General features: G+C 35.5%; 25 protein-coding genes and 1 other annotated feature. Of the genes, 8 read left to right on the top strand and 17 right to left on the bottom strand.

The window, feature by feature from the left end; genetic code table 11:
* The 6 genes from rsfS to ACSKT4_RS08950 are packed head-to-tail and all read right to left on the bottom strand — an operon-like array spanning position 1 to position 3752.
* A complete protein-coding gene (rsfS, locus tag ACSKT4_RS08975) occupies positions 1 to 342 on the bottom strand; it encodes a ribosome silencing factor (protein ID WP_186871486.1) in 342 nt (113 codons plus the stop codon).
* 7 nt (positions 343 to 349) lie between these two features.
* Positions 350 to 931, bottom strand: a complete 582-nt coding sequence (yqeK, locus tag ACSKT4_RS08970; protein WP_186871470.1) for a bis(5'-nucleosyl)-tetraphosphatase (symmetrical) YqeK — start codon at positions 929 to 931, stop codon at positions 350 to 352.
* Between the two features lie 59 nt (positions 932 to 990).
* Positions 991 to 1293: a ribosome assembly RNA-binding protein YhbY gene (gene yhbY, locus ACSKT4_RS08965; protein ID WP_186871469.1), complete on the bottom strand. Its 303-nt coding sequence runs from the start codon at positions 1291 to 1293 to the stop codon at positions 991 to 993.
* 4 nt (positions 1294 to 1297) lie between these two features.
* Positions 1298 to 2125, bottom strand: coding sequence for a shikimate dehydrogenase (gene aroE, locus ACSKT4_RS08960; RefSeq protein WP_186871468.1), 828 nt, complete (start codon positions 2123 to 2125; stop codon positions 1298 to 1300).
* An 11-nt stretch (positions 2126 to 2136) separates the two neighbouring features.
* Positions 2137 to 3234 (bottom strand): ribosome biogenesis GTPase YqeH, encoded by a 1098-nt coding sequence (yqeH, locus tag ACSKT4_RS08955; RefSeq protein WP_186871467.1) that lies wholly within the window; start codon positions 3232 to 3234, stop codon positions 2137 to 2139.
* Positions 3235 to 3236: 2 nt separating this feature from the next.
* The gene (locus ACSKT4_RS08950; RefSeq protein ID WP_186871466.1) at positions 3237 to 3752 is read right to left on the bottom strand and encodes a YqeG family HAD IIIA-type phosphatase; all 516 of its coding nucleotides are present in this window, start codon (positions 3750 to 3752) and stop codon (positions 3237 to 3239) included.
* 513 nt (positions 3753 to 4265) lie between these two features.
* On the opposite strand from ACSKT4_RS08950, the gene sda reads away from it, so the two are divergent.
* The 8 genes from sda (at position 4266) to sigK (ending at position 10832) form a co-directional block, all read left to right on the top strand.
* The gene (gene sda / locus ACSKT4_RS08945) at positions 4266 to 4406 is read left to right on the top strand and encodes a sporulation histidine kinase inhibitor Sda (RefSeq protein WP_010094136.1); all 141 of its coding nucleotides are present in this window, start codon (positions 4266 to 4268) and stop codon (positions 4404 to 4406) included.
* Between the two features lie 275 nt (positions 4407 to 4681).
* Positions 4682 to 7021, top strand: coding sequence for a Na+/H+ antiporter subunit A (locus ACSKT4_RS08940; protein WP_186871465.1), 2340 nt, complete (start codon positions 4682 to 4684; stop codon positions 7019 to 7021).
* The gene (locus ACSKT4_RS08935; protein ID WP_186871464.1) at positions 7022 to 7360 is read left to right on the top strand and encodes a Na(+)/H(+) antiporter subunit C; all 339 of its coding nucleotides are present in this window, start codon (positions 7022 to 7024) and stop codon (positions 7358 to 7360) included.
* Positions 7353 to 8834 carry a Na+/H+ antiporter subunit D gene (locus ACSKT4_RS08930; RefSeq protein ID WP_186871463.1) on the top strand — a complete coding sequence of 494 codons (1482 nt, stop codon included), beginning with the start codon at positions 7353 to 7355 and terminating at the stop codon, positions 8832 to 8834. Before ACSKT4_RS08935 ends, ACSKT4_RS08930 begins: the two co-directional genes overlap by 8 nt.
* 6 nt (positions 8835 to 8840) lie before the next feature.
* Entirely contained in the window at positions 8841 to 9317 is a 477-nt protein-coding gene (locus tag ACSKT4_RS08925) for a Na+/H+ antiporter subunit E (RefSeq protein WP_186871462.1), read from the top strand.
* Positions 9318 to 9629 carry a Na(+)/H(+) antiporter subunit F1 gene (locus ACSKT4_RS08920; RefSeq protein ID WP_186871461.1) on the top strand — a complete coding sequence of 104 codons (312 nt, stop codon included), beginning with the start codon at positions 9318 to 9320 and terminating at the stop codon, positions 9627 to 9629. It begins immediately after the preceding gene.
* Positions 9610 to 9978, top strand: a complete 369-nt coding sequence (gene mnhG, locus ACSKT4_RS08915; protein WP_211741266.1) for a monovalent cation/H(+) antiporter subunit G — start codon at positions 9610 to 9612, stop codon at positions 9976 to 9978. The genes ACSKT4_RS08920 and mnhG overlap by 20 nt, the downstream gene beginning before the upstream one ends.
* A gap of 149 nt (positions 9979 to 10127) precedes the next feature.
* The gene (sigK, locus tag ACSKT4_RS08910) at positions 10128 to 10832 is read left to right on the top strand and encodes an RNA polymerase sporulation sigma factor SigK (RefSeq protein WP_186871459.1); all 705 of its coding nucleotides are present in this window, start codon (positions 10128 to 10130) and stop codon (positions 10830 to 10832) included.
* 169 nt (positions 10833 to 11001) lie between these two features.
* On the opposite strand, the gene mtnN is transcribed toward sigK, so the two are convergent.
* The 11 genes from mtnN to ACSKT4_RS08855 form a co-directional block, all read right to left on the bottom strand.
* The gene (gene mtnN, locus ACSKT4_RS08905; protein ID WP_186871458.1) at positions 11002 to 11691 is read right to left on the bottom strand and encodes a 5'-methylthioadenosine/S-adenosylhomocysteine nucleosidase; all 690 of its coding nucleotides are present in this window, start codon (positions 11689 to 11691) and stop codon (positions 11002 to 11004) included.
* Positions 11692 to 11710: 19 nt separating this feature from the next.
* Entirely contained in the window at positions 11711 to 12403 is a 693-nt protein-coding gene (locus ACSKT4_RS08900; protein WP_186870335.1) for a YrrS family protein, read from the bottom strand.
* Positions 12404 to 12643: 240 nt separating this feature from the next.
* On the bottom strand, positions 12644 to 13120 hold the full coding sequence (greA, locus tag ACSKT4_RS08895) for a transcription elongation factor GreA (protein ID WP_186870334.1): 477 nt from the start codon (positions 13118 to 13120) through the stop codon (positions 12644 to 12646).
* 114 nt (positions 13121 to 13234) lie between these two features.
* Positions 13235 to 13894: a uridine kinase gene (gene udk / locus ACSKT4_RS08890; RefSeq protein ID WP_186870333.1), complete on the bottom strand. Its 660-nt coding sequence runs from the start codon at positions 13892 to 13894 to the stop codon at positions 13235 to 13237.
* 15 nt (positions 13895 to 13909) lie between these two features.
* A complete protein-coding gene (locus tag ACSKT4_RS08885; RefSeq protein WP_186870332.1) occupies positions 13910 to 14551 on the bottom strand; it encodes an O-methyltransferase in 642 nt (213 codons plus the stop codon).
* Positions 14552 to 14693: 142 nt separating this feature from the next.
* The gene (gene mltG / locus ACSKT4_RS08880) at positions 14694 to 15809 is read right to left on the bottom strand and encodes an endolytic transglycosylase MltG (protein ID WP_186870331.1); all 1116 of its coding nucleotides are present in this window, start codon (positions 15807 to 15809) and stop codon (positions 14694 to 14696) included.
* Positions 15810 to 16075: 266 nt separating this feature from the next.
* Positions 16076 to 16360 carry a DUF1292 domain-containing protein gene (locus tag ACSKT4_RS08875; RefSeq protein ID WP_186870330.1) on the bottom strand — a complete coding sequence of 95 codons (285 nt, stop codon included), beginning with the start codon at positions 16358 to 16360 and terminating at the stop codon, positions 16076 to 16078.
* Positions 16361 to 16376: 16 nt separating this feature from the next.
* Positions 16377 to 16790, bottom strand: a complete 414-nt coding sequence (gene ruvX, locus ACSKT4_RS08870; RefSeq protein WP_186870329.1) for a Holliday junction resolvase RuvX — start codon at positions 16788 to 16790, stop codon at positions 16377 to 16379.
* A complete protein-coding gene (locus ACSKT4_RS08865) occupies positions 16791 to 17063 on the bottom strand; it encodes an IreB family regulatory phosphoprotein (RefSeq protein ID WP_186870346.1) in 273 nt (90 codons plus the stop codon). It lies immediately after the preceding gene.
* Between the two features lie 103 nt (positions 17064 to 17166).
* Positions 17167 to 19809, bottom strand: coding sequence for an alanine--tRNA ligase (alaS, locus tag ACSKT4_RS08860; protein ID WP_186870328.1), 2643 nt, complete (start codon positions 19807 to 19809; stop codon positions 17167 to 17169).
* Positions 19810 to 19938: 129 nt separating this feature from the next.
* Positions 19939 to 20142: a binding site (T-box leader), on the bottom strand.
* Positions 20143 to 20184: 42 nt separating this feature from the next.
* Positions 20185 to 21252: an AI-2E family transporter gene (locus tag ACSKT4_RS08855; protein ID WP_186870327.1), complete on the bottom strand. Its 1068-nt coding sequence runs from the start codon at positions 21250 to 21252 to the stop codon at positions 20185 to 20187.
* Positions 21253 to 21261 lie beyond the last annotated feature (9 nt).

The raw sequence follows: 21261 nt of genomic DNA, 5'->3' as shown, positions 1-21261 counted from the left end.
TTACTGTCCTACCTCTAATGGTACTTGGGCAGCATCTCCCCATAATCGCTCCAAATTATAATAGTTTCGTTCATCCTTATGGAAAACATGGCATACAACATCACCCAGGTCGACCAACACCCATCTTGCTTGCTCAAACCCTTCTAATCGTTTCACTGATATTTGATGCTCTTCCATTGTTTCTTTTACAGCTCTAGCAATGGATTGAACTTGCCTTTCATTCGTACCATGGCAAATTAAGAAATAATCTGCGACTAGGGATACTTGTGCTAAGTCAAGCGCAACAATCTCATCTGCTCGTTTGTCATCACATGCTTCGGCTGCTAGCTTTAATATTTCCATAGGATTATTATTCAATATGATTACCTCCAGTTATAAGTCTTGTTAAATCATTATATGCATGAAATGTGTCAGGATAAATACGATTTTCCTTTTCCATCAAATATTTTATTGTATTTCGCGATACCATCCACCCGGCTTTAATCAAATCGTTTTGTGCCATCTCTCTTACTTTATCTAGTCCCGGGAAGCTTCTTCCAGGCTCAATATAATCTGCAATAAATACAATAAGTTCTAATTTGCTCATATTGGCTTTTCCAGTAGTATGATAATAAATAGCTGATTTTACCTCATGATCTGTTATCCCGAATTCCTCTTCTATCTTAATGGATGCGACTGGCCCATGCCAAAGCTCATGATGATAGAGGAGTAGGTCCTTTGGTAAATTACTTGCTGCAATTATTCTTTTCATTTCATCCATTGCGCGATATTTGCAATAATCATGAAAAATAGAAGCAAGCTCGGCCTTCTCAGGAGAAACATTATATTTCTTCGCCAAGGATACAGCAGTGCTAGCTACACGTAATGTATGCTCAAATCTCTGCTTTGTTAAATGTGGCTCAACAAATGCAATCGCATCATTTTTATTCATCTAAACATACTCCTTCTAAAAAGTACAGAAAACTCTACATACCAAAAAAAACGCTAAAGTCAGTCCGAAGATGAAGGTAATACGATTTCTTTGTTCTCTTTCGATTCTTTATACAGAACAATGTTATTACCTATAATTTGGACAATTTCTGCACCTGTTCCTGCCTCTAATTCTTCCGCTACGGTTTCTTTATCATCTAAACAATTTTGCAAAATCGTAATCTTAATTAATTCTCTTTTTTCTAGAGCTTCATTTACTTGTACGATCATATTCTCATTAACCCCTATTTTACCAACTTGAAAAATAGGTCTTAAATGATGTGCCTTTGATCGAAGAAATCTCTTTTGTTTACCTGTTAGCATGTTATCACCCTTCTAGTATTCGTTTTAATTGACTGTTCATATTTCCAAGTGATGGTGTTAGCCCAAACCAAATTTCAAAAGCATATTGTGCTTGATATAACAGCATGGAATGTCCTTGATGGATTTGAGCACCTTTCTCTTTGGCTTCGCGTAATAAAGTAGTCCAAATCGGTTGATAGATGATATCACTTACAATAGTAGATGATTTCATTCCATCTATTTTTATTGGCGAATCATCCTGATTAGGTTTCATCCCAACATTAGTCGTTTGAATCATTAGGTCAAAGGTAGCTATATTTTCCTCAGCTTGATCTAAGGTTAAAATGGCTGACTTTGGATTTTGAGCTATTCCCTTTGCTTTTTCAATGGTTCGGTTCGCAATAGTAATCGACGAATATCCTGCTTGATGTAGGGCATTGTATATTCCTCGTGCAGCGCCTCCTGCACCAATAATCAGGATGTTTACCTGTTTGTTATTGGTTAAGCCTGGAAAGCTTTGCTCTAACGAACGCAGGTAACCAATTCCATCTGTGTTATATCCGATTAAACGACCTTCTTTATTTAAAACCGTATTAACTGCACCAATATGTTTCGCACTTGGGTCTAAGTCATCTAATAAAGGAATTATTTTTTGTTTATATGGAAATGTAACATTAAATCCTGTAACACTTTTTTCCTTTATAGTTTGTACAAGTTCTGTTAAATCATCTTCTCTAACTTCAAATATCGAATAGTTTCCTTGTATATTCGCTTCCTCTAGGAATTGTTTATGTATCCAAGGAGACAAGGAATGTTTGATTGGATACCCAATTAACCCAAGTTGATACGCCACTTAGACTCCTCCTATATCAAGGATTTCCTCAACGATACAGCTACTTCTTTTGGACTATGCGTCACAATCGTACATGCTCCACTTACCGTTACCCAGCCTAATCCAGGAAATACAATATCTGTCTTCTCACCATTTAAACGATATGAACTTGTTGTTAATGGTGGTAGCAATTTCATCGATTCTTCATCTGGAGGAGATAATAACTCTCCAAGATGACTTTCATATAATTCATCTGCTTTTTCTAGCTTAGTCCGATGGATTGGTAGATTATTGGAAAAGTAACAGACGAAAGATTGTCTATCTCCCTTAATAAAATCAAGTCGGGCTAAACCACCGAAGAATAGTGTTTGTTCCGAATTCAACTGATATACTCTTGGTTTAATTTCTTTAGACGGAGTAATTACCTTTAGATCCTGATCTGATACGTAATGCGCAATTTGCTCATGATTAACTATTCCAGGAGTATCAATAAGAGCAGAATCATCATCTAAAGGAATCTCAATAAACCCGAGTGTAGTTCCTGGAAAATAGGATGTCGTAATGACGTCACTCTCCCCTACGGATTGTTTGATTAATTGATTAATGAATGTTGATTTTCCAACATTTGTCGTACCAACAATATAAACATCTTGTTGATTACGGTACTCTTCAATTTGATCCGTTAATTCATCCATCCCATAGCCTTTAACTGATGAGATCAAGAAAACATCCTTTACTTTTAGACCAAGTTCTTTAGCAGATGATCGTAACCATTGTATCAGTTTATTCTGATTTGTAGATTTTGGCAATAAATCCATTTTATTCCCAACTAAAATAATAGGATTATTCCCAACAATCCTAGGTAAACTCTTAATCATTGTTCCATTCACATCAAAAATATCGATAATATGGACTACAAGTCCCTTTTTATCACGAATCGAACTAACCATTCTGAGAAAATCGTCATCGTGAATGGATACGTCTTGTATTTCATTGTAATGCTTTAAACGAAAACACCTTTTACAAAGTATATTTTCTTTTTCTAGCGATGATTTTGGTGTATACCCTAAACCTTTTGGGTCTTCTGTTTGGATTTCTACACCGCATCCTATGCAATGGATTTGTTCCATTTTTATTCCTCCCAGCTAATCATACCTTTTTTACGAAAGTAGTTCATTATTTTCCGTTCAATTCTGCGATTAAATTGCGTTATCTTTTCATCGGTTTGAACAATCGGAACAACAAGGATTGTGTAAAAACCTGCTGAATTACCACCTAGTACATCGGTTAATAATTGATCACCTATGACAACTATCTCTTCTTTTTTTAATTCCATTTGCTGTGCAGCAGTCTTAAATGCTCTAGTTAATGGTTTTCTAGCACTAAAAACAAATGGTGTACCAAGTGGTTCTGAAAACATTTTTACTCTTTCTTCCTTATTATTGGATATGATAGTTACTTTAATGCCATGGTCCTTCATTAGTTTAAACCATTCTACAACCTCGGGACTAGCATTCTTTACATCCCATGCTACCAATGTATTATCTAAATCTGTAATTACTCCCTTTATCCCTTTATCATGAAGGTCACTAGGTTTAATTTCAAATATACTTTTTACATGTTCGTTTGGTAGAAACCGCTTTAACAATACTTACACCTCTTTGTTTACAAAATCTATCGACTTATATACTAACCTATTCGATGTTTATACAAAAGTCTTTTTGGTTATTATACATAATATAAATAAAAACCTATGCATACTAAAATACCATAGATATGTTACAGAAGGTAGAAATATGTAAAATAGCGATTAAAAATGCAAAAATCGTTCGACAAATTCTCGCATTTCTCGCATTGTGGATAACTATATTCACATTATCAACAGTATAGAATCAAGTGTTTACGTGTAGTTTTCAACCTTTATACACAAGTTATCTACAGCTCCATGTAGATAACTAGCATCTTGTCCTTGATTATTTTTCGTGTTACGTTATATCTATCATAAATCTAGTAGATATTTAAGACCGCTACTATAGTAAAGATTGTTGAAAAAAGCTATATCCATATGGCTCCCACTCAATCCTAATTCCACAAAATGCAACAATCTTCTAGTAAACCGTCTTAATAAAAAGAACTTGTTCAATATAGGAGGGCTACGATTATGGAACATTTGTCAGATGAATTGTTAATCGAGTCGTATCATAAAGCAAATGAATTAAAATTAAGCCCTGATTTTGTTTCGCTTATAGAAGATGAAATATATCGCCGAGGTTTAAGTCACAAAATAAAATATAGCAGTTAAAAAAATCGACAGTATTAAATGATTATATATATATAGGAAGAGATTTTATAACCCTTGACATTATTGTGAATGTTAGGGGTATTTTATTTTTTTCTCGGTTAAAAGTATGGTAAGCTTTCTGTTATATGTAACGTTATATCGCTTTGTGACTTTATCAGTTATATATTAAAATAAATTTAACGTAAATGATAAGTTAGAAGCTAACCCAAAATAAGAGTAATCTACTCGTCTTATGTTTGGGATAATCGATAAAAAAATAGGAGGTCAATTCGTAGATGATATTTGCAGTTTTAATACCCCTTGTATTTGCTTTATTAGTTCCACTTTTAAGTAAGGTGAAGAATAAAGTTCATACAGGTATATTTGTATTACTTATCCCCTTAGGAATCTTCCTTTACTTTGTTCGTTTTATAGGTAATGACTTTTCTCCAGTACGTCATACATATAACTGGATTCCTTCCCTTGGTATAAATTTTGATTTTTATTTAGATGGACTTAGCTTGCTTTTTGTACTGCTTATTAGTGGGATTGGTACACTTGTGGTATTCTATTCCATTTATTACCTGCATGTCTCAGAAAGATTAGCTCATTTCTATGTTTATCTACTTATGTTCATGTCAGCAATGCTAGGCGTTGTGTTGTCTGATAATGTGTTTGTTCTATATTCCTTTTGGGAACTAACCTCAATATCTTCATTCTTATTAATTGGATATTGGCATCATCGAGAACGTTCACGTTATGGGGCACAAAAATCGATGCTTATCACCGTATTTGGTGGGCTAAGCATGCTAGGTGGACTTATATTATTATCCGTCATTACCGGAACTACAAGTATCCGTGGGATGATTGATCAAGTAGATTTGATTATTAACAACAATTATTTGCCTTTAATTTTAGGATTAATTCTGTTAGGTGCATTTACTAAATCTGCACAATTTCCATTTCATATTTGGTTACCAGATGCGATGGAGGCACCTACACCAGTTAGTGCTTACTTACACTCCGCTACCATGGTTAAAGCGGGTATTTATCTCGTAGCAAGATTCTTACCTATTTTCGTAGCATTTGAATGGTTCTATATTACCGTTAGTTTAGTCGGAATTGTTACATTGGTATGGGGATCCTATATGGCAGTACGACAGACTGACTTGAAAGGTATACTTGCATTTTCTACCATAAGTCAATTAGGTATGATTATGGCTATGCTTGGATTTGGAACAGAGGCTGCAATATTCGCTGCTGTATTCCATATTTTAAACCATGCTACATTTAAAGGAAGCCTCTTTATGATTGCTGGGATCATTGACCATGAAACTGGAACCAGAGACATACGTAAACTTGGTGGTTTATTTACGATTATGCCAATATCCGGTACGTTAGCTGTCTTTGGTACCTTCTCAATGGCTGGGGTTCCCTTTCCGTTCTTAAACGGCTTCTATAGTAAAGAATTATTCTTTGAGGCAACAACGAAATTAAGTGATCAGGCAAATGGATTAGCTAGCTTCCTTTCAACTGCTATTCCTTACCTTGCCGTGTTTGGAAGTATTTTTACTTTTGTATATTCCATGTATCTTTTCTTTGGCGTTTTTACGGGGCCAAAAAAATTCGATTTACTTAAAAAGAAGCCACATGAGGCACCAATTGGTATGCTTATTTCACCATTAATCCTCATCCTAGGTGTTATCATTATTGGTTTATTCCCTAATATTGCGAACAGTTCATTACTAGTACACGCAACAGGCGGAATAATGAATAGCCCGATGGAACCTTATCATGTTCACTATTGGCATGGTTTTGATTCGATAGCATTCCAAATGTCTCTTATAGTAGTTGGACTAGGTATTGTCCTATTCTTAACTCGTAAAAAATGGAGCAACATTTATCATGTCTTACCTGGTAAATTAAGTTTTAATAAAGTGTATGACAAGTTAATTCAGAAAATAGACGATGTTTCAGCCCGTGTCACCAATGCTTATATGACTGGATCAATTAAGCTATACATGTCCATCATCTTAGTAGCTATCATAGTGGCAACATTTACTATCATGTTAACAACTGGTGGTCTAAGCAATATTAGCTTTGAAGATTTAGCAGAAGTTTCCGTAGTTGATATTGCCGTAGTAATCATCATGGTATTAGCTGCATTGGCGACAATTTTTGTTAATAATAAACTCGCACTAATTATCATTACAGGTATTGTTGGCTTTGGAATTTCTATTTTGTTTGTCATCTTCCGTGCTCCAGACTTAGCTTTAACGCAATTAGTAGTAGAAACTGTATCGATGGCTCTTTTCTTACTCGCTTACTATCATTTACCTGAGCTAAGAAAAAGAGAGGAAACATTGCAGACATCCACTACCAATACCATTATTGCTGTAGGTATGGGACTTTTAGTTACACTTACAGGATTTGCAGCCCATAGTGCAGATTGGTTTAATAAGATTTCGGATTACTTTGTAGAAACCGCATATAAACTCGGTGGCGGACACAATATCGTAAACGTTATTCTTGTGGATATGCGTGGACTCGATACACTGTTTGAAATCGCAGTATTAGGTATTGCTGCTTTAGCCATCTATGGCCTCATTAAACTCAGAAATAAGGAGGCTGAGTAAATGGAATATATCATTCTAATACTAGCTGGGATTTTATTTGCAACAGCTGTTTATAACCTATTACAAAAGCAGTTATTACGCATAATCATTGGGACTGTTCTATTATCCCATGGTGCTCATCTAGTTATTTTGACGATGGGGAAATTAAAACGAGGTCAGCCTCCAATACTAGATGATGCGGTAGTAAACTATACTGACCCTTTACCACAAGCATTGATCTTAACTTCGATCGTAATTAGCTTTGGTATTACTAGTCTTTTACTTGTTCTAGCTTACCGAACAGCTCAAGAAAACAAAACAGACAATATGGAAGAAATGAGGGGTGAATCGAATGAGTAATTTAGCTATATTACCGCTAATCATCCCGGCAATCTCAGGTGTCATTGTGGCATTTACTAACTCACATGTGAAGACAACTCGACTTTTAACAAAGCTCTTTACTTTAATTGGCTTAGCAGTCGCGATGTTTGTTGCCTATACTGTATTTACTGATGGTGCAATAATTTTAGAGACGGGTGGTTGGATAGCACCATACGGAATTATATTAGTGGCAGATAAGCTTTCCATTCTACTCGTTCTAACAACGAATATCATCGCAACAGCAGCGGTATTTTACGCGCCAAACTCTTTATCTTTAAGACAAGAAACACATTATTTCTATACGTTTTACTTTATGCTTATTGCTGGTGTAACTGGTGCGTTTCTCACAGGTGATTTATTTAACCTATTTGTATTTTTTGAAGTATTACTGATGGCTTCCTATGCCCTAATCGTACTAGGTGGCGATAAAGTTCAATTAAGAGAATCTATCAAGTATGTTTTAATTAACTTGTTCTCTTCCATGCTATTTGTAACTGCAATTGCTCTATTATATGGAGCTGTAGGAACCATTAATATGGCTCAAATTGCAGAGCGTGTTGCAGAAGTCGAACAGACTGGAATCTTAACAACCATTGCGGTTCTCCTGTTCTTCGTATTTGGTACGAAAGCAGCACTATTCCCGCTATATTATTGGTTGCCAAGGCCATATATCGTACCAAATCCGGTCGTATCTGCTTTATTTGGTGCCCTATTAACTAAAGTAGGTATCTATTCCATCCTACGCGTGTTCTCATTAATTTTCATCCATCGAACGGAAATTACACATGAGGCATTCATCTGGATTGCAGGGTTATCCATGGTATTTGGAGTAATTGGTGCCCTTTCAACAAATAATATTAAACTAATCATTAGTTATAATATTATCCCTGCTATAGGATTTATCATTATGGGATTAGGTATTTTTAATCTCGATGCGTTAAGTGGCTCCATTTATTATTTGGTTCACGATATGATTATAAAATCAGCGCTATTTTTACTGGTTGGAGTTATTGCCTATGTAGCTGGAACATCTGACTTGAAGAAAATGGGTGGATTAATCCATCATTATCCTTTATTAGGATGGTTACTATTTATCGCAGCATTTATCCTTGCGGGTATTCCACCATTTAGTGGTTTTATCGGAAAGCTATTACTACTAAGGGGTGCCCTATCGGCTGATGAAATTGCGATAACCTTAATAGCGCTATTATCCAGTCTACTTATCCTATACTCTGTCATGAAAATTTTCATTCGAGGATTCTGGGGAGAAAAAGATGAAACGAAAACCTATACGAAGAAGCCTTCATTAGGATTAATCTTACCAATTGTTGGTTTATTAGCTATCTCCGTCTTTCTTGGTATCGGAGCTGAGTTTGTCTATCCTTCTATTGAAGGCATAGCGGAGTATTTATTAGATCCCCAAATTTATATTGATTCTGTGTTGAAGGAGTAATGGATTATGCCATTTCAAATTATTATTAACTTAATTATTGCCATCATGTGGATGTTCCTTAGTGAATCGTATACTTTAGCAAGCTTTATTGCTGGATATATTTGGGGTATTCTTTTAGTACTCTTGCTAAATCGTTTTATACCTGGTCGATTTTATGGAATACGGGTCGTAAAGATAGTAAAGCTTCTCCTTCTTTTTGTGAAAGAGTTATTCTTATCAAACCTCGGTATCCTTAAACTGGTTTATACACCTAAACCAGAAATAGAACCAGGAATCTTTGCACTACCATTAGAGGTGAAAAGCAATTGGGAAATTACCATTTTAGCTCATCTAATTTCCTTAACACCTGGTACCCTATCTGTTGCTGTGTCAGATGAAAATGACATATTGTATATTCATGCGATGGATATTGATGAAGTAGATAAATCAGTTAAGGAAATAAAGGAAAGTTTCGAGAAAGCTATCCTGGAGGTGACAAGATAGATGGAAGAGGCTATAAAAGTAACAGAATTAATACTTGAATATACCATTATTGTTTGTTCAATTGCTATTGGAATTTCACTAGTACTACTCCTCTATCGTACGTTTAAAGGGCCTACTAACCCAGATCGTGCCGTTAGTTTAGATACAATTGGAATAAATCTCATGGCATTGACAGGTCTTGTAGCCATTCACCTTTCTACTCCATATTTAAACGACGTGGTTTTACTCGTTGGAATTCTTGGATTCCTTGGTACACTTGCTACGGCAAAATATGTAGAAAAGGGTGTTATTATTGACAGGGACATGGATTGAATTAATTGTAAATATTGTTGTTAGCTTATTATTACTGATTGGTGCATTTGTAACATTATCTGCATCTATTGGAATTATACGTTTCCCAGACATCTTCACAAGACTACACGCGGCAACGAAGGCTTCCACGCTGGGAGTATCCAGCATCATATTGGCTGCCTTCCTGTACCTATTAGTCAAAGAAGACATCGTAAGTGGGAAACTGTTACTCGGTATATTATTTATTTTAATAACCGCTCCGGTTTCATCACATATGATTGGTCGGGCTGCACACATTAGTGGTGTTAAACCCGTTACGAAAAATCGTACCGATGCATTTGAAGAAGCTATCCGAAAACGTCAATCATAAAATAGGACGCTTTAAATGGGATGTTCTCCCTTTAAGGCGTCCTTATTTTTTTGCTTGTATTTGTTTAAATGGACAGACACAAGACACGCTCTAACGACATACTGTGTTTATATAGGCTATAGCCCAGCCTGGTCAGGAGGTGTATGTGTTTGTCCGGAATATTGAGTGTCCTTGCATTGCTAATAAAGGAAGCTCTATTCTTTGTTTCCTATGTAAAAAACCATGCTTTTCCACAGCCATTATCCTCAGAGGAAGAAGCCAAGTATATCGAAGAAATGCAAAATGGTAGTGAAGAAGCTAGAAACAAGTTAATTGAACATAATTTAAGACTTGTTGCCCATATAGTAAAAAAGTTCGAAAACACTGGTGAGGATATGGAAGATTTAATCTCAATTGGTACAATTGGATTAATTAAGGGGATTGAGAGCTTCTCTGTTGGGAAAGGTACCAAGCTCGCTACGTATGCGGCTCGTTGTATCGAGAACGAAATACTGATGCATTTAAGAGCCTTAAAAAAAGTGAAGAAAGACGTTTCATTACATGATCCTATCGGTCAGGATAAAGAAGGTAACGAGATTAGCCTTATTGACATTTTACAAGCAGAAAACGAAAATGTCATTGAATACATCCAATTAAATATGGAAATTGAAAAAATGCAGGATTATTTTTCCATTCTAGATAAACGCGAAAAAGAAGTAATCATTTATCGCTATGGATTGAATGATAAAAAGGAAATGACGCAAAGAGAAATCGCGAAGAAGTTAAACATATCCAGAAGTTATGTATCACGTATCGAAAAAAGGGCTTTAATGAAGGTTTTTCATGAGTATTATCGTAATGAAAGAAAAGGATAAGAAATGCTGGCATACATGATGAGGAGAAGATTATAAAGGCTGTCGGATAGCATCAACGACAGCCTTTACTATTAGCTCAATAAGGTATGCATTCAGTTCGATTTTACCTTTGGTTTAAGCTTTTTTTCATATTGTAATACCTTAGTAATGAAACCCGTACCTTACCAATCTATATGGCTTTTAACAGTAAGATAATTAATGCCGATGCGTTTTTTGCTGCTGTTTCTAAAAAGGCATCAAAGGATACGGAAGATTCCTTTCCGGCTATATCAGACAATGCTCGAATTACGACAAAAGGACAATTATACTGGTATGATACTTGTGCAATAGCAGCCGCTTCCATCTCACTAGCTATCATATTCGGGAATTTTTCACGTACAAAACGAACTCGTTCAGGATCTTCCATAAAGGAATCACTTGTCGCAATTAAGCCAACCTCACCATTTATATCTAGTTGTTCAATTGCCTTCATCGTCTTATCCACTAATGAAGAATCAGCTTGATATGTTGCAGGCATTCCTGGAACTTGTCCATATTGATAGTCAAAAGCTGTTACATCTACATCATGGTGCACAACCTCAGACGATACTACGATATCCCCGACTTCTAATTTAGAAGAAAAACCACCAGCAGAACCAGTATTAATAATAAACGTAGGTGAGTATCTTTCCATTAATATCGTGGTAGCCATGGCAGCATTCACTTTACCAATACCAGATTGGAGTAGTACTACTTCTTTCCCTTCTAAATGACCTTTTATAAATACGCAATTAGCGATTGTACTCTCTTCTGTGTCTATCATTTTCTTTTTTAAAATTTCTATTTCTTCATCCATTGCGCCAATGATACCTATTGTCATGATGTATATCCTCCTATTACTATTCAAATCTCCATTTTTCATCGTTTTCCTTCAATACTTCTACCAAAGTTGGCTGCCATCCTTGGTTATCCATCCAACTTATATATACACGGTATATCTCCGTTTCAGCTCTATTTGATACCGTTCCGATCACCTGTTGATCACCGCCACGCTTTAACCACCAAGTAATCAAATCATCTTCAGCTAATCCAGTAGCTAAAAGAATAGCCTTTTCCATTTCTATTCTATCTTGTGAATCGGCATCGTATACGACAGTATGTGGCCCACTTTGTTCTGTACCAACCGGCTGCCAATCCGCAGTAAATGCACTAATTACATTATCATCATCAGCTGCAACTGGATCTGTGGTTTTCCTTTCAACTGATTGTTTATCACTTTCTTGGCTAGAATTATCCTCCTCTGACGGTTCATTATTTTCTTCATCTTCCTCAGGGGTATTCTCTTCCGTTTCAGTAGATTCCTCTTCTAATTCGGAATCATCTGTTTCGATATCGTTATCTCCTTCTGACACATGATCAGGATTAGCACTTTCATTTTTCTCATCAGGTTTATCATTAGGACTGAAAATCCATAAACCTAAAAGAAGAATAATAAGGAAGCATGCAGCAACAATTAGTATAGACATTAGCTTCGTATTTTTACGTCTTTTTTCGAATTTGTTTACACGAGATTTTCTATCAAATTCACTCATTCTATCGTTCCCTCCCTATGTATACCTTATTATATTACCATAACTTATATGCTAGGAATAATATCCTTTGTTTACTTTCCTGTTTCACTTTTATGAAAAAATAGAAGTTAGAACAAAAGTGTTTACGTTTTGTCACAAACTTAAAGTAACTACTTTAAAGGAAGAGAGGTATGAGTGATTCACAAGATAATTTATATGCAATCGAAACAAAAAGCGGAGCTATTTACTCCGCTTTTTTATCTATTCTACTTTTAATATTTTTACTTGGATTTCTCCACCAGGGGTTACTACTGCTACTTCCTCCCCTACTTCATGTCCAAGAAGACTTTTCGCCATTGGTGAGTCATTCGAAATTCTACCTTCAAAAGGATCTGCTTCTGCACTTCCTACAATCGTATACGTTTCTTCGTCACCATCTGGTAGCTCTTGGAATGTAACGGATTTCCCTAAAGAAACCATATTAGGATTTTCATTATCATTTTCAATGATTACTGCATTTCGAATCATCTTTTCAACCTGAGAAATTCGGGATTCAACAAATGCTTGCTCATCCTTCGCTGCATCATACTCAGAGTTCTCAGATAAGTCACCGAAATCACGAGCGACCTTAATTCGTTCAACAACTTCTTGTCTTCTTTCCGTTTTTAAATAAAGAAGCTCTTGTTCTAACTTTTCTTTCCCCTCTTGTGTCATGTAATAACTTTTCTCTACAGCCATAAAAAACACTCCTTTGTCTATCTACTGCTTTAAATCAAGAATACCTTGATTGTGTTATGGGATAACCCAATTCAACTAAAAAGTATACTATCCATAACTATGGCAGATTTTATTTTACTTTTCAATACTTTTGTTTAAACTATTTTCTTTATTTTTCGACAGAATATCCGCGATTTTTGTCGCCATGATGTCAATTGCGACGTGGTTTTCTCCACCTTCAGGGATGATAATATCTGCATAACGCTTCGTAGGTTCTACAAATTGTAAATGCATTGGTCTTACAGAGTTTAAATATTGATCAATAACCGAATCAAGAGATCTTCCACGATCCTTAATATCACGAAGCAACCTTCTAATAATTCTAAGGTCAGCATCTGTATCAACGAACACTTTTATATCCATTAAGTCCACTAAGCGAGGGTCCTCTAATATTAATATTCCCTCTAAAATAATTACATCCTTAGGTTCTACCGTAATAACTTCCTTCGAACGATTGTGAACCTTGTAGTCATATACAGGTTTATCAATGGATTTATGATTTAATAAATCATGAATATGTTGGATTAATAAATCATTATCAAAAGCAAGTGGGTGGTCATAATTTGTTTTTAAACGCTCCTCAAACGGTAAATCACTTTGATCTTTATAATAATAATCTTGCTCTATTACAAGAATTGTTTTATCTGAAAATCGCTGGCAGATTGATTTCGTTACAGAGGTCTTCCCACTTCCACTACCACCTGCAACCCCAATTACTACTGGTTTGTCTTGCATCTTGCTACCCCTTTTCTATTTTTTATAACTAATTGCAACCCCATCACCAATAGGTAATATCGTTGTGATAAAGCTAGGATGATTTACCAGCCATTCATTATACGATCGAATTTTCTCGACCATTTTCTTGTAACGTGGGTGGTCAAAATTTGGATCAAGGACATAGCCTCGAAATAGCACGTTATCTGAAATAATAACACCGTGATCAGCTAATAGCGGGAAACATAATTCAAAGAAACGCTTATAGCTACCTTTCGCAGCATCTATAAAGATAAAATCATACGTATTATTTTTATTTTCTGCTAGCCTACTTAACTCCTCTATGGCGTCACCGTATATAATTTTAATTGCCGCTTCCCTGTTGTTTTTCCTAATATTTTCTATTGCTTGTTGGTACCTTTTGTCATCTTTTTCAATCGTTGTTATGGTTGCTTCCGGATTGGCTTCACTCATTCTTAAAGCTGAATACCCAATAGCTGCACCAATTTCTAAAATTCGCTTCGGTTTTGATAAACGAATTAACTGCATTAGAAAATTTATCCCAATGGAATCCATAATTGGGACACGATCGATATGTGCTTGCTGTTCAATGTCTTTTACCCAATCCTCTGATGGAGGAAGGTGACTGTTCAAATAATTTAATAACTGTTCATCCATTTATAACCCTCATTTATACTTATCCTATTAGGATACCAATTTGTGGTAATCTTATACTTAAATCCTTAATCAGTAAAAAACGTTCTGACACCACATGCAAAAAAACGGGAAATGTGAATAGATTCTTCACACTTCCTCGAGATTAATTAATATATTGTGACTTATATGCGTTATGTTCTTCTAATGTCTCAGAATAATAAATATTACCATCTTTATCATGTAGGAAATAATAAAAATCAGACTCCTCAGGATTAACGGTAGATTCTAATGCACTTTCCGAGAAATTTGAAATAGGTCCAATAGGTAAGCCATTAATCTGGTACGTATTAAATGGTGAATCCACCTCTAAATCGGATAATAACACCTTTTCCTTATGACCACCTAGCGCATATAATACGGTTGGATCAGTTTGTAACGGCATACCAATCTCTAATCGATTAAAGAAAATACCAGCAATTTTCTTACGTTGATCTTCTGTCACTGCTTCCTTCTCTACAATCGAAGCCATTGTTACCGCTTCATGTAAGGATAATCCCCTTTCAGAAATACTATCAACATATTGACTGATGACAGCTTGAGACTTGTCCAACATATTTTCTATTATTAATTCCACTGGTGGATCTTCTTGATAAAAATCATATGTTGCTGCAAAAAGATATCCTTCTAGTGCAAACCGTAGTTCTGGATTGAGAATATCCTCCGTTAGTATGGAATACTGTTCAATAAGTTGATTGATATACGCTTCGTCCGTTACCTTTTCCAAGAATTCTTCTTCTGTAATCGGAAGTTTATCTGCATATATGCTTGCGATTTCTTCAATGGTTAGACCTTCTGGAATTGTAACCCTGTACACTGGTTCCTTCGTTATTCGACCACTTTTTAAGGACTCTATAATTTCATCAATCGTCATTGACTTCGTGAATGTATAGTTTCCTGCTTGAAAGTCTGACTCATTTTTAAACTTTATATAGAAGCGAAAAATCATCGAATTTTTTATAATTTCATTTTCCTCAAGTATATTGGCAATACTTGAAGTGGATGAACCTAAAGGAATTTCTATCTCAACACCTTGCTCATTACCAGGGTCCACTGGTTCTAAAGCCGATTTAACATAGTTGTATCCAACTATACCACCGATAGCAAGGATAATGATAATGGTAAAGATAACAATTGCTACGATTTTGCGAACTGTACGAGCTTCTTCACCTCTTGCAATTAAATTATCTTTAAAAGTACCTTTATCTTTTCCTTTCGACATTCATCGTCCCCCTCTCATCCGGTATATTATACTAAAAAATGACAATATACGCTAGGATTTATCAGTTTATACATGAAAAGTGGCTCATATGTATCCTATTATTTCCCCAAGAAATACAATTTAATTGTACTATTATCTAAGTTCCCTGATGCTATAATGAAGGACTGATATTAGCTTTTAAAAGTTATTTTATAATAAAGCAAAGAATCCCCTATCACATTGTATAGTGGTAGGGGATTCTTTTAGCTTTGTTCTTTGGATAACGTTTAATCGTTCAATTCTTCTTCTTCAGCTAATGTATTTAGCATTTCTTCTACAATGTCCCACTCTTCATCTGACTCAATAGCAAATAATGAAATATCCTCATCATCTTTTTCTTCATAACGGAAAGCATAAACTTCTACTTCCTCGTCATTTTTTTGTTCAGCAGGAACTACTGCAATGTAAGAATTTCCTGTATCATCTACATCAAATGTAAATAATACCTCAAATAAATGTTCTTCTCCATTTTCATCAGGAATGATGATGCGTTCTTTTTCTTCAATAGCCATATTATTAGTCTCCTTTTTACTTTTGATCAAGATAGCCTTGTAAAATCATCATAGCAGCCATTTTATCGATTACCTTTTTACGCTTCTTTCGACTTACATCCGCTTCGAGTAGCACTCGTTCAGCTGCCATCGTCGTTAAGCGCTCGTCCCATAATATAGTTTGGAGATTGTACTTTTCTTCAATATATGCGGCAAAACGCTGTGATGCCTCACCACGTTCCCCAATCGTTCCATTCATATTTTTAGGTAAGCCAATGACTACTTTTGATATATTATGCTCATCAATTATGGTTTTTAATTGACTATCTGCTGAATGAATATCATTTTCATCCCATTTAATCGTTGTTAATCCTTGGGCTGTCCATCCCAATTCATCACTTATAGCGACTCCAATTGTCTTAGAGCCAACATCTAAACCCATTATCTTCATTTAAATACCTTTTTTATATTGCTGTTCTAAATAATATTTGACAAGTTCCTCAATCACTTCATCACGTTCAATTCTACGAATCAAATTTCTTGCATCTTTATATCTTGGAATATATGCAGGATCTCCGGACAATAAGTAACCAACAATCTGATTAATGGGATTGTATCCTTTTTCTTGAAGTGCCTCATGGACAGTCATTAAGATTTCTTTTATATCTCGATCAAATGGCTCTTCCGAAAAGTTGAATTTCATGGTTTTATCATTTGAACTCATCACGACACCTCATTCCGCTTTTTGACTCTCTATTCATTCTACCATGTTTGAAAGATTAAATATAATATTTTTTAACATTCATGAGCTATGATGGTTTACATCTTTATGCTTTCAGATTCGATTCCACGTACTGTTTCGTGAAATCTAATGCGTCATTAATTTTACTTGCATCTTTTCCTCCGGCTTGGGCCATATCAGGGCGTCCACCGCCTCCACCGCCACAAAGCTGTGCAGCTCCCTTAATTAAATTACCAGCATGTAATCCTCGTTCGATTAGATCCTTTGAAACTCCTGATGCAAGTTGCACTTTATTACCACTTTCTGTTGCTAATAAAATTATGGCAGAACCAAGCTTCTGTTTCAACTCATCAACCATTGTTCTTAGTTGATTCATATCTTTTACATTAACTTTTTGAGCTAGCACCTTAATACCTGAAACTTCTTCTACCTGCTCCAAAATAGAGGAAGCTTCTAAATTGGAAAGCTTAGCACTTAATGATTCATTTTCTTTTTGTAATGTTTTGATCTCTTGGAATAGTGCCTCGACACGTTCTGGTACTTTCTCATCTTTCGTTTTCACTAATTGAGCTGTATTTTGGAGAAGATTTACCTTCTCTGACAAGAATTGATAAGCAAATTTACTTGTTACTGCTTCAATACGGCGCGTACCTGCACCAATTCCACCTTCTGAAACGATTTTAAATAGACCTATTTCTGAAGTGTTTCCAACGTGTATACCACCACATAATTCAAGACTGTAATCACCAATACGAACAACTCGGACAACCTCACCATATTTTTCTCCAAATAAAGCCATGGCTCCCATTTCTTTTGCTTCTTTTAGACTCTTATAGCTAATATCTAAAGGAATGGAATCCCAAATTTTTTCATTAACAATTTTTTCAATTTGGTTTAACTCTTCTATAGAAACTGCATTAAAGTGAGAGAAGTCAAATCGTAGTCGATCAGATGCAACTAAAGAGCCGGCTTGATTGACATGTGTTCCAAGTACATCTTTTAACGCTTGGTGAAGTAAATGGGTTGCTGTATGGTTCTTAATCACTAAGTTTCTGGATTCAGAATCCACCATCGCTTTAACAAGATCACCAACACGTAGTTCACCATCTTCTACAACAGCACGGTGAATGTTTTGTGATTTAGGTGACTTTTGTACATGTTTCACAGAAGCATTCCCATTACTGCTACTGATTATTCCATGGTCTGCAATTTGACCGCCACTTTCCGCGTAAAATGGCGTTTCTTGTAGGAAAATCAATACTTCTTCATCTTTCTTAGCACGCTCTACTAATTCTCCATCCTTCAATAATGCCACTATCTTCGTATCGGATTCTAAACTATCATATCCGATAAATTCACTCTCCACGTCTAATTTACTAAACACTTCATCTTGAACATGCATAGAATCTACCTTTTGTCGAGCGTTTCTAGCGCGTTCACGCTGTTTTTCCATTTCTCTATCATATCCAGCTTCGTCTATACTAAATCCTAATTGTTCCACATATTCTGCTGTTAATTCTTTAGGAAAACCATACGTATCATAAAGTCGGAATACTTCCTCACCTGGGAAAACAGTTGAACCTTTCCCTTTTTCTTTCTCAATAATAGTAGTTAGGATATCTAGCCCTTCATTCAAGGTTTCATGGAAGCGTTCTTCTTCTACTTTGATAATATTTTGTATAAAGTCATGTTGCTGTAGGACAGTAGGATAGAAATCTTTCATGATTTCTCCAACCGTTTTAACTAATTCGTACATAAATGGTTTTTCGATTCCAATTTCTTTCGCAAATCGAACTGCTCGACGTATTAGTCTTCTTAATACATAGCCTCTTCCATCATTTGATGGTAGTGCCCCATCACTAATAGCAAAACTTACCGTTCTGATATGGTCAGCAATTACTTTATACGCTGTATCACTCGTTTTCGCTACCCCATACTTTACATTTGCTAATTGCTCTGTTTTCTTAATAATTGGCATGAATAAATCTGTTTCAAAGTTAGTTGGTACATCTTGAATTACGGAGACAATACGTTCTAATCCCATTCCTGTATCGATATTCTTCTTAGGAAGTGGTGTATACGTATCATCTGGATTATGATTGAATTGTGAGAATACTAAGTTCCACACCTCTAAGTATCGGTCGTTCTCCCCACCGGGATATAATTCTGGATCATTTGGATCTTTGCCATAGCTTTCTCCACGATCATAGAAGATTTCAGTATTCGGACCACTTGGACCCTCACCGATATCCCAGAAGTTTTCTTCTAAACGAATGATTCGTTCTTTCGGCAGCTTAATATCGTTTAACCACATTTCATACGCTTCATCATCTTCCGGGTGAACAGTTACAGATAGCTTATCTGGATCTAAGCCTAACCATTTTTCACTCGTTAAAAATTCCCATGCGAATGCAATGGCTTCTTTTTTAAAATAATCTCCAATAGAGAAGTTCCCTAACATTTCAAAGAATGTATGGTGTCTTGCTGTATACCCTACATTTTCAATGTCATTTGTACGGATTGATTTTTGAGCGTTAACAATCCGGGGATTTTCTGGAATGACACGACCATCAAAATATTTCTTTAATGTCGCTACCCCACTATTTATCCATAATAATGTTGGATCATCTTGTGGGACTAGTGAAGCACTTGGTTCCACTCTGTGGCCTTTTTCTTGGAAGAAGTCCAAATACATTTGTCTAATTTGAGCAGATGTTAAATTTTTCATCTATATCCTCCTTTTAAAATTATTCATAATTGATTTTTCGGGTGTCCAATGCATATTAGCACGCTACAGTTCATTTACATGCTATAAGTAGAAAATACACCAATAAAAAAATCTCCTCTCTGCAATATTTGCAGGGACGAGATTATTCGCGGTACCACCCTAATTATGGACATTACTATCCATCACTTAAGCATGATAACGGTATGAAACCGACGGGGATTAGCCGTACTCAGGTTTAGCTTTCCATGGTTCTAATTTAAGATTTCTTACAGCCTAGGAAACCTCTCTCTAGAAAATCGAGTGCCATGTACTCAGAACCTTCATCGTATTAAATAATTATTGATAGCGATATTATAGATAACTTTACCTAAAAAGTCAATTTTCTCTAATCATAATCCAAGTATGTTTCATAATGACCCGCAATATCGTAAATGCAGGTACCGCCACTACCATTCCTAAGACGCCACCAATTTTACCACCTAGTAATAAAGCGAAAATGATGACAACCGGATGAATTCTTGTACTTCTACCAACGATGTATGGGGAGAGTAAATTACTCTCAATTAATTGAATAACAAATACACCAATAACGATGAACAGGACCATTTTTCCCGAAACGGTTAAACCAATTAATACCGCCGGAACTGCTCCTATAATTGGTCCAAAATATGGTATGAAATTCATAATGCCCATAAATATAGCAAGTAGCAAGGCATAATTCAATCCCAAAAATTGAAACACAATATATGACGCTATGGCAACAAATAGACTAACTAATAATTGCCCACGCAAATATCCACCTAAGCCTTCATCAATGGCATGGACAAGATTACTAGAATTATCGCGATACTTAGACGGTATAAATCGTTTGACATATCCTTTGATTTTCTCATAATCCTTTAAGAAATAAAAAACTAATACCGGAATAACCGTTAACAAAACAATAAAATCGATAATTTTGGTTACGCCTCCAACTAACTTACCTATCCATCCGTCAAGACTCGATTCAATCGACAGAATAGTCTCTTCAATCCTATCATGGACGGTTTCCGGTAAAAATGAGGTAGAAGCATAAACTTGATAGATAAGATCTTGATACATAGCTATCAACTGTGGTAAATACGCATTTAAATCCCGTAATTGTGCCACAGCTGCAGGATAGACACGATAAATTAAATAACCAAGTCCACCGAAAAATAGAATGTATATCAATAAAATTGCAATACTTCTAGGAATATTGTATTGATGAATTTTCTGGACAATAGGATACAGTAAATAGGCGATTAAACTGGCAATCAAAAAGGGTGCTGCTACATGCAACAGGAAGGAGAAGAACGCCTTATAATAAGGAAAAAGCTTTACAAGCAAATAAATAAATAAAAATACAAATATCCCTGTCACGATATAATAAAGAAAATGAATCGGTTTTTTTTGAGAAAACATCTGGTACAC

The sequence above is a fragment of the Ornithinibacillus liuyingii genome (assembly GCF_055550225.1).
The sequence above is the reverse complement of the archived record's forward strand: the minus strand, read 5'-3'. Positions and strand labels throughout refer to the sequence as shown.

Excerpts from the sequence above, each read along its gene's own strand:
- rsfS (WP_186871486.1), bottom strand. The coding sequence starts at position 342 with ATGGAAATATTAAAGCTAGCAGCCGAAGCATGTGATGACAAACGAGCA.
- yqeK (WP_186871470.1), bottom strand. The coding sequence starts at position 931 with ATGAATAAAAATGATGCGATTGCATTTGTTGAGCCACATTTAACAAAG.
- yhbY (WP_186871469.1), bottom strand. The coding sequence starts at position 1,293 with ATGCTAACAGGTAAACAAAAGAGATTTCTTCGATCAAAGGCACATCAT.
- yqeH (WP_186871467.1), bottom strand. The coding sequence starts at position 3,234 with ATGGAACAAATCCATTGCATAGGATGCGGTGTAGAAATCCAAACAGAA.
- sda (WP_010094136.1), top strand. The coding sequence starts at position 4,266 with ATGGAACATTTGTCAGATGAATTGTTAATCGAGTCGTATCATAAAGCA.
- ACSKT4_RS08940 (WP_186871465.1), top strand. The coding sequence starts at position 4,682 with ATGATATTTGCAGTTTTAATACCCCTTGTATTTGCTTTATTAGTTCCA.
- ACSKT4_RS08935 (WP_186871464.1), top strand. The coding sequence starts at position 7,022 with ATGGAATATATCATTCTAATACTAGCTGGGATTTTATTTGCAACAGCT.
- ACSKT4_RS08930 (WP_186871463.1), top strand. The coding sequence starts at position 7,353 with ATGAGTAATTTAGCTATATTACCGCTAATCATCCCGGCAATCTCAGGT.
- ACSKT4_RS08925 (WP_186871462.1), top strand. The coding sequence starts at position 8,841 with ATGCCATTTCAAATTATTATTAACTTAATTATTGCCATCATGTGGATG.
- ACSKT4_RS08920 (WP_186871461.1), top strand. The coding sequence starts at position 9,318 with ATGGAAGAGGCTATAAAAGTAACAGAATTAATACTTGAATATACCATT.
- mtnN (WP_186871458.1), bottom strand. The coding sequence starts at position 11,691 with ATGACAATAGGTATCATTGGCGCAATGGATGAAGAAATAGAAATTTTA.
- ACSKT4_RS08900 (WP_186870335.1), bottom strand. The coding sequence starts at position 12,403 with ATGAGTGAATTTGATAGAAAATCTCGTGTAAACAAATTCGAAAAAAGA.
- greA (WP_186870334.1), bottom strand. The coding sequence starts at position 13,120 with ATGGCTGTAGAGAAAAGTTATTACATGACACAAGAGGGGAAAGAAAAG.
- udk (WP_186870333.1), bottom strand. The coding sequence starts at position 13,894 with ATGCAAGACAAACCAGTAGTAATTGGGGTTGCAGGTGGTAGTGGAAGT.
- ACSKT4_RS08885 (WP_186870332.1), bottom strand. The coding sequence starts at position 14,551 with ATGGATGAACAGTTATTAAATTATTTGAACAGTCACCTTCCTCCATCA.
- mltG (WP_186870331.1), bottom strand. The coding sequence starts at position 15,809 with ATGTCGAAAGGAAAAGATAAAGGTACTTTTAAAGATAATTTAATTGCA.
- ACSKT4_RS08875 (WP_186870330.1), bottom strand. The coding sequence starts at position 16,360 with ATGGCTATTGAAGAAAAAGAACGCATCATCATTCCTGATGAAAATGGA.
- ruvX (WP_186870329.1), bottom strand. The coding sequence starts at position 16,790 with ATGAAGATAATGGGTTTAGATGTTGGCTCTAAGACAATTGGAGTCGCT.
- ACSKT4_RS08865 (WP_186870346.1), bottom strand. The coding sequence starts at position 17,063 with ATGAGTTCAAATGATAAAACCATGAAATTCAACTTTTCGGAAGAGCCA.
- alaS (WP_186870328.1), bottom strand. The coding sequence starts at position 19,809 with ATGAAAAATTTAACATCTGCTCAAATTAGACAAATGTATTTGGACTTC.
- ACSKT4_RS08855 (WP_186870327.1), bottom strand. The coding sequence starts at position 21,252 with ATGTTTTCTCAAAAAAAACCGATTCATTTTCTTTATTATATCGTGACA.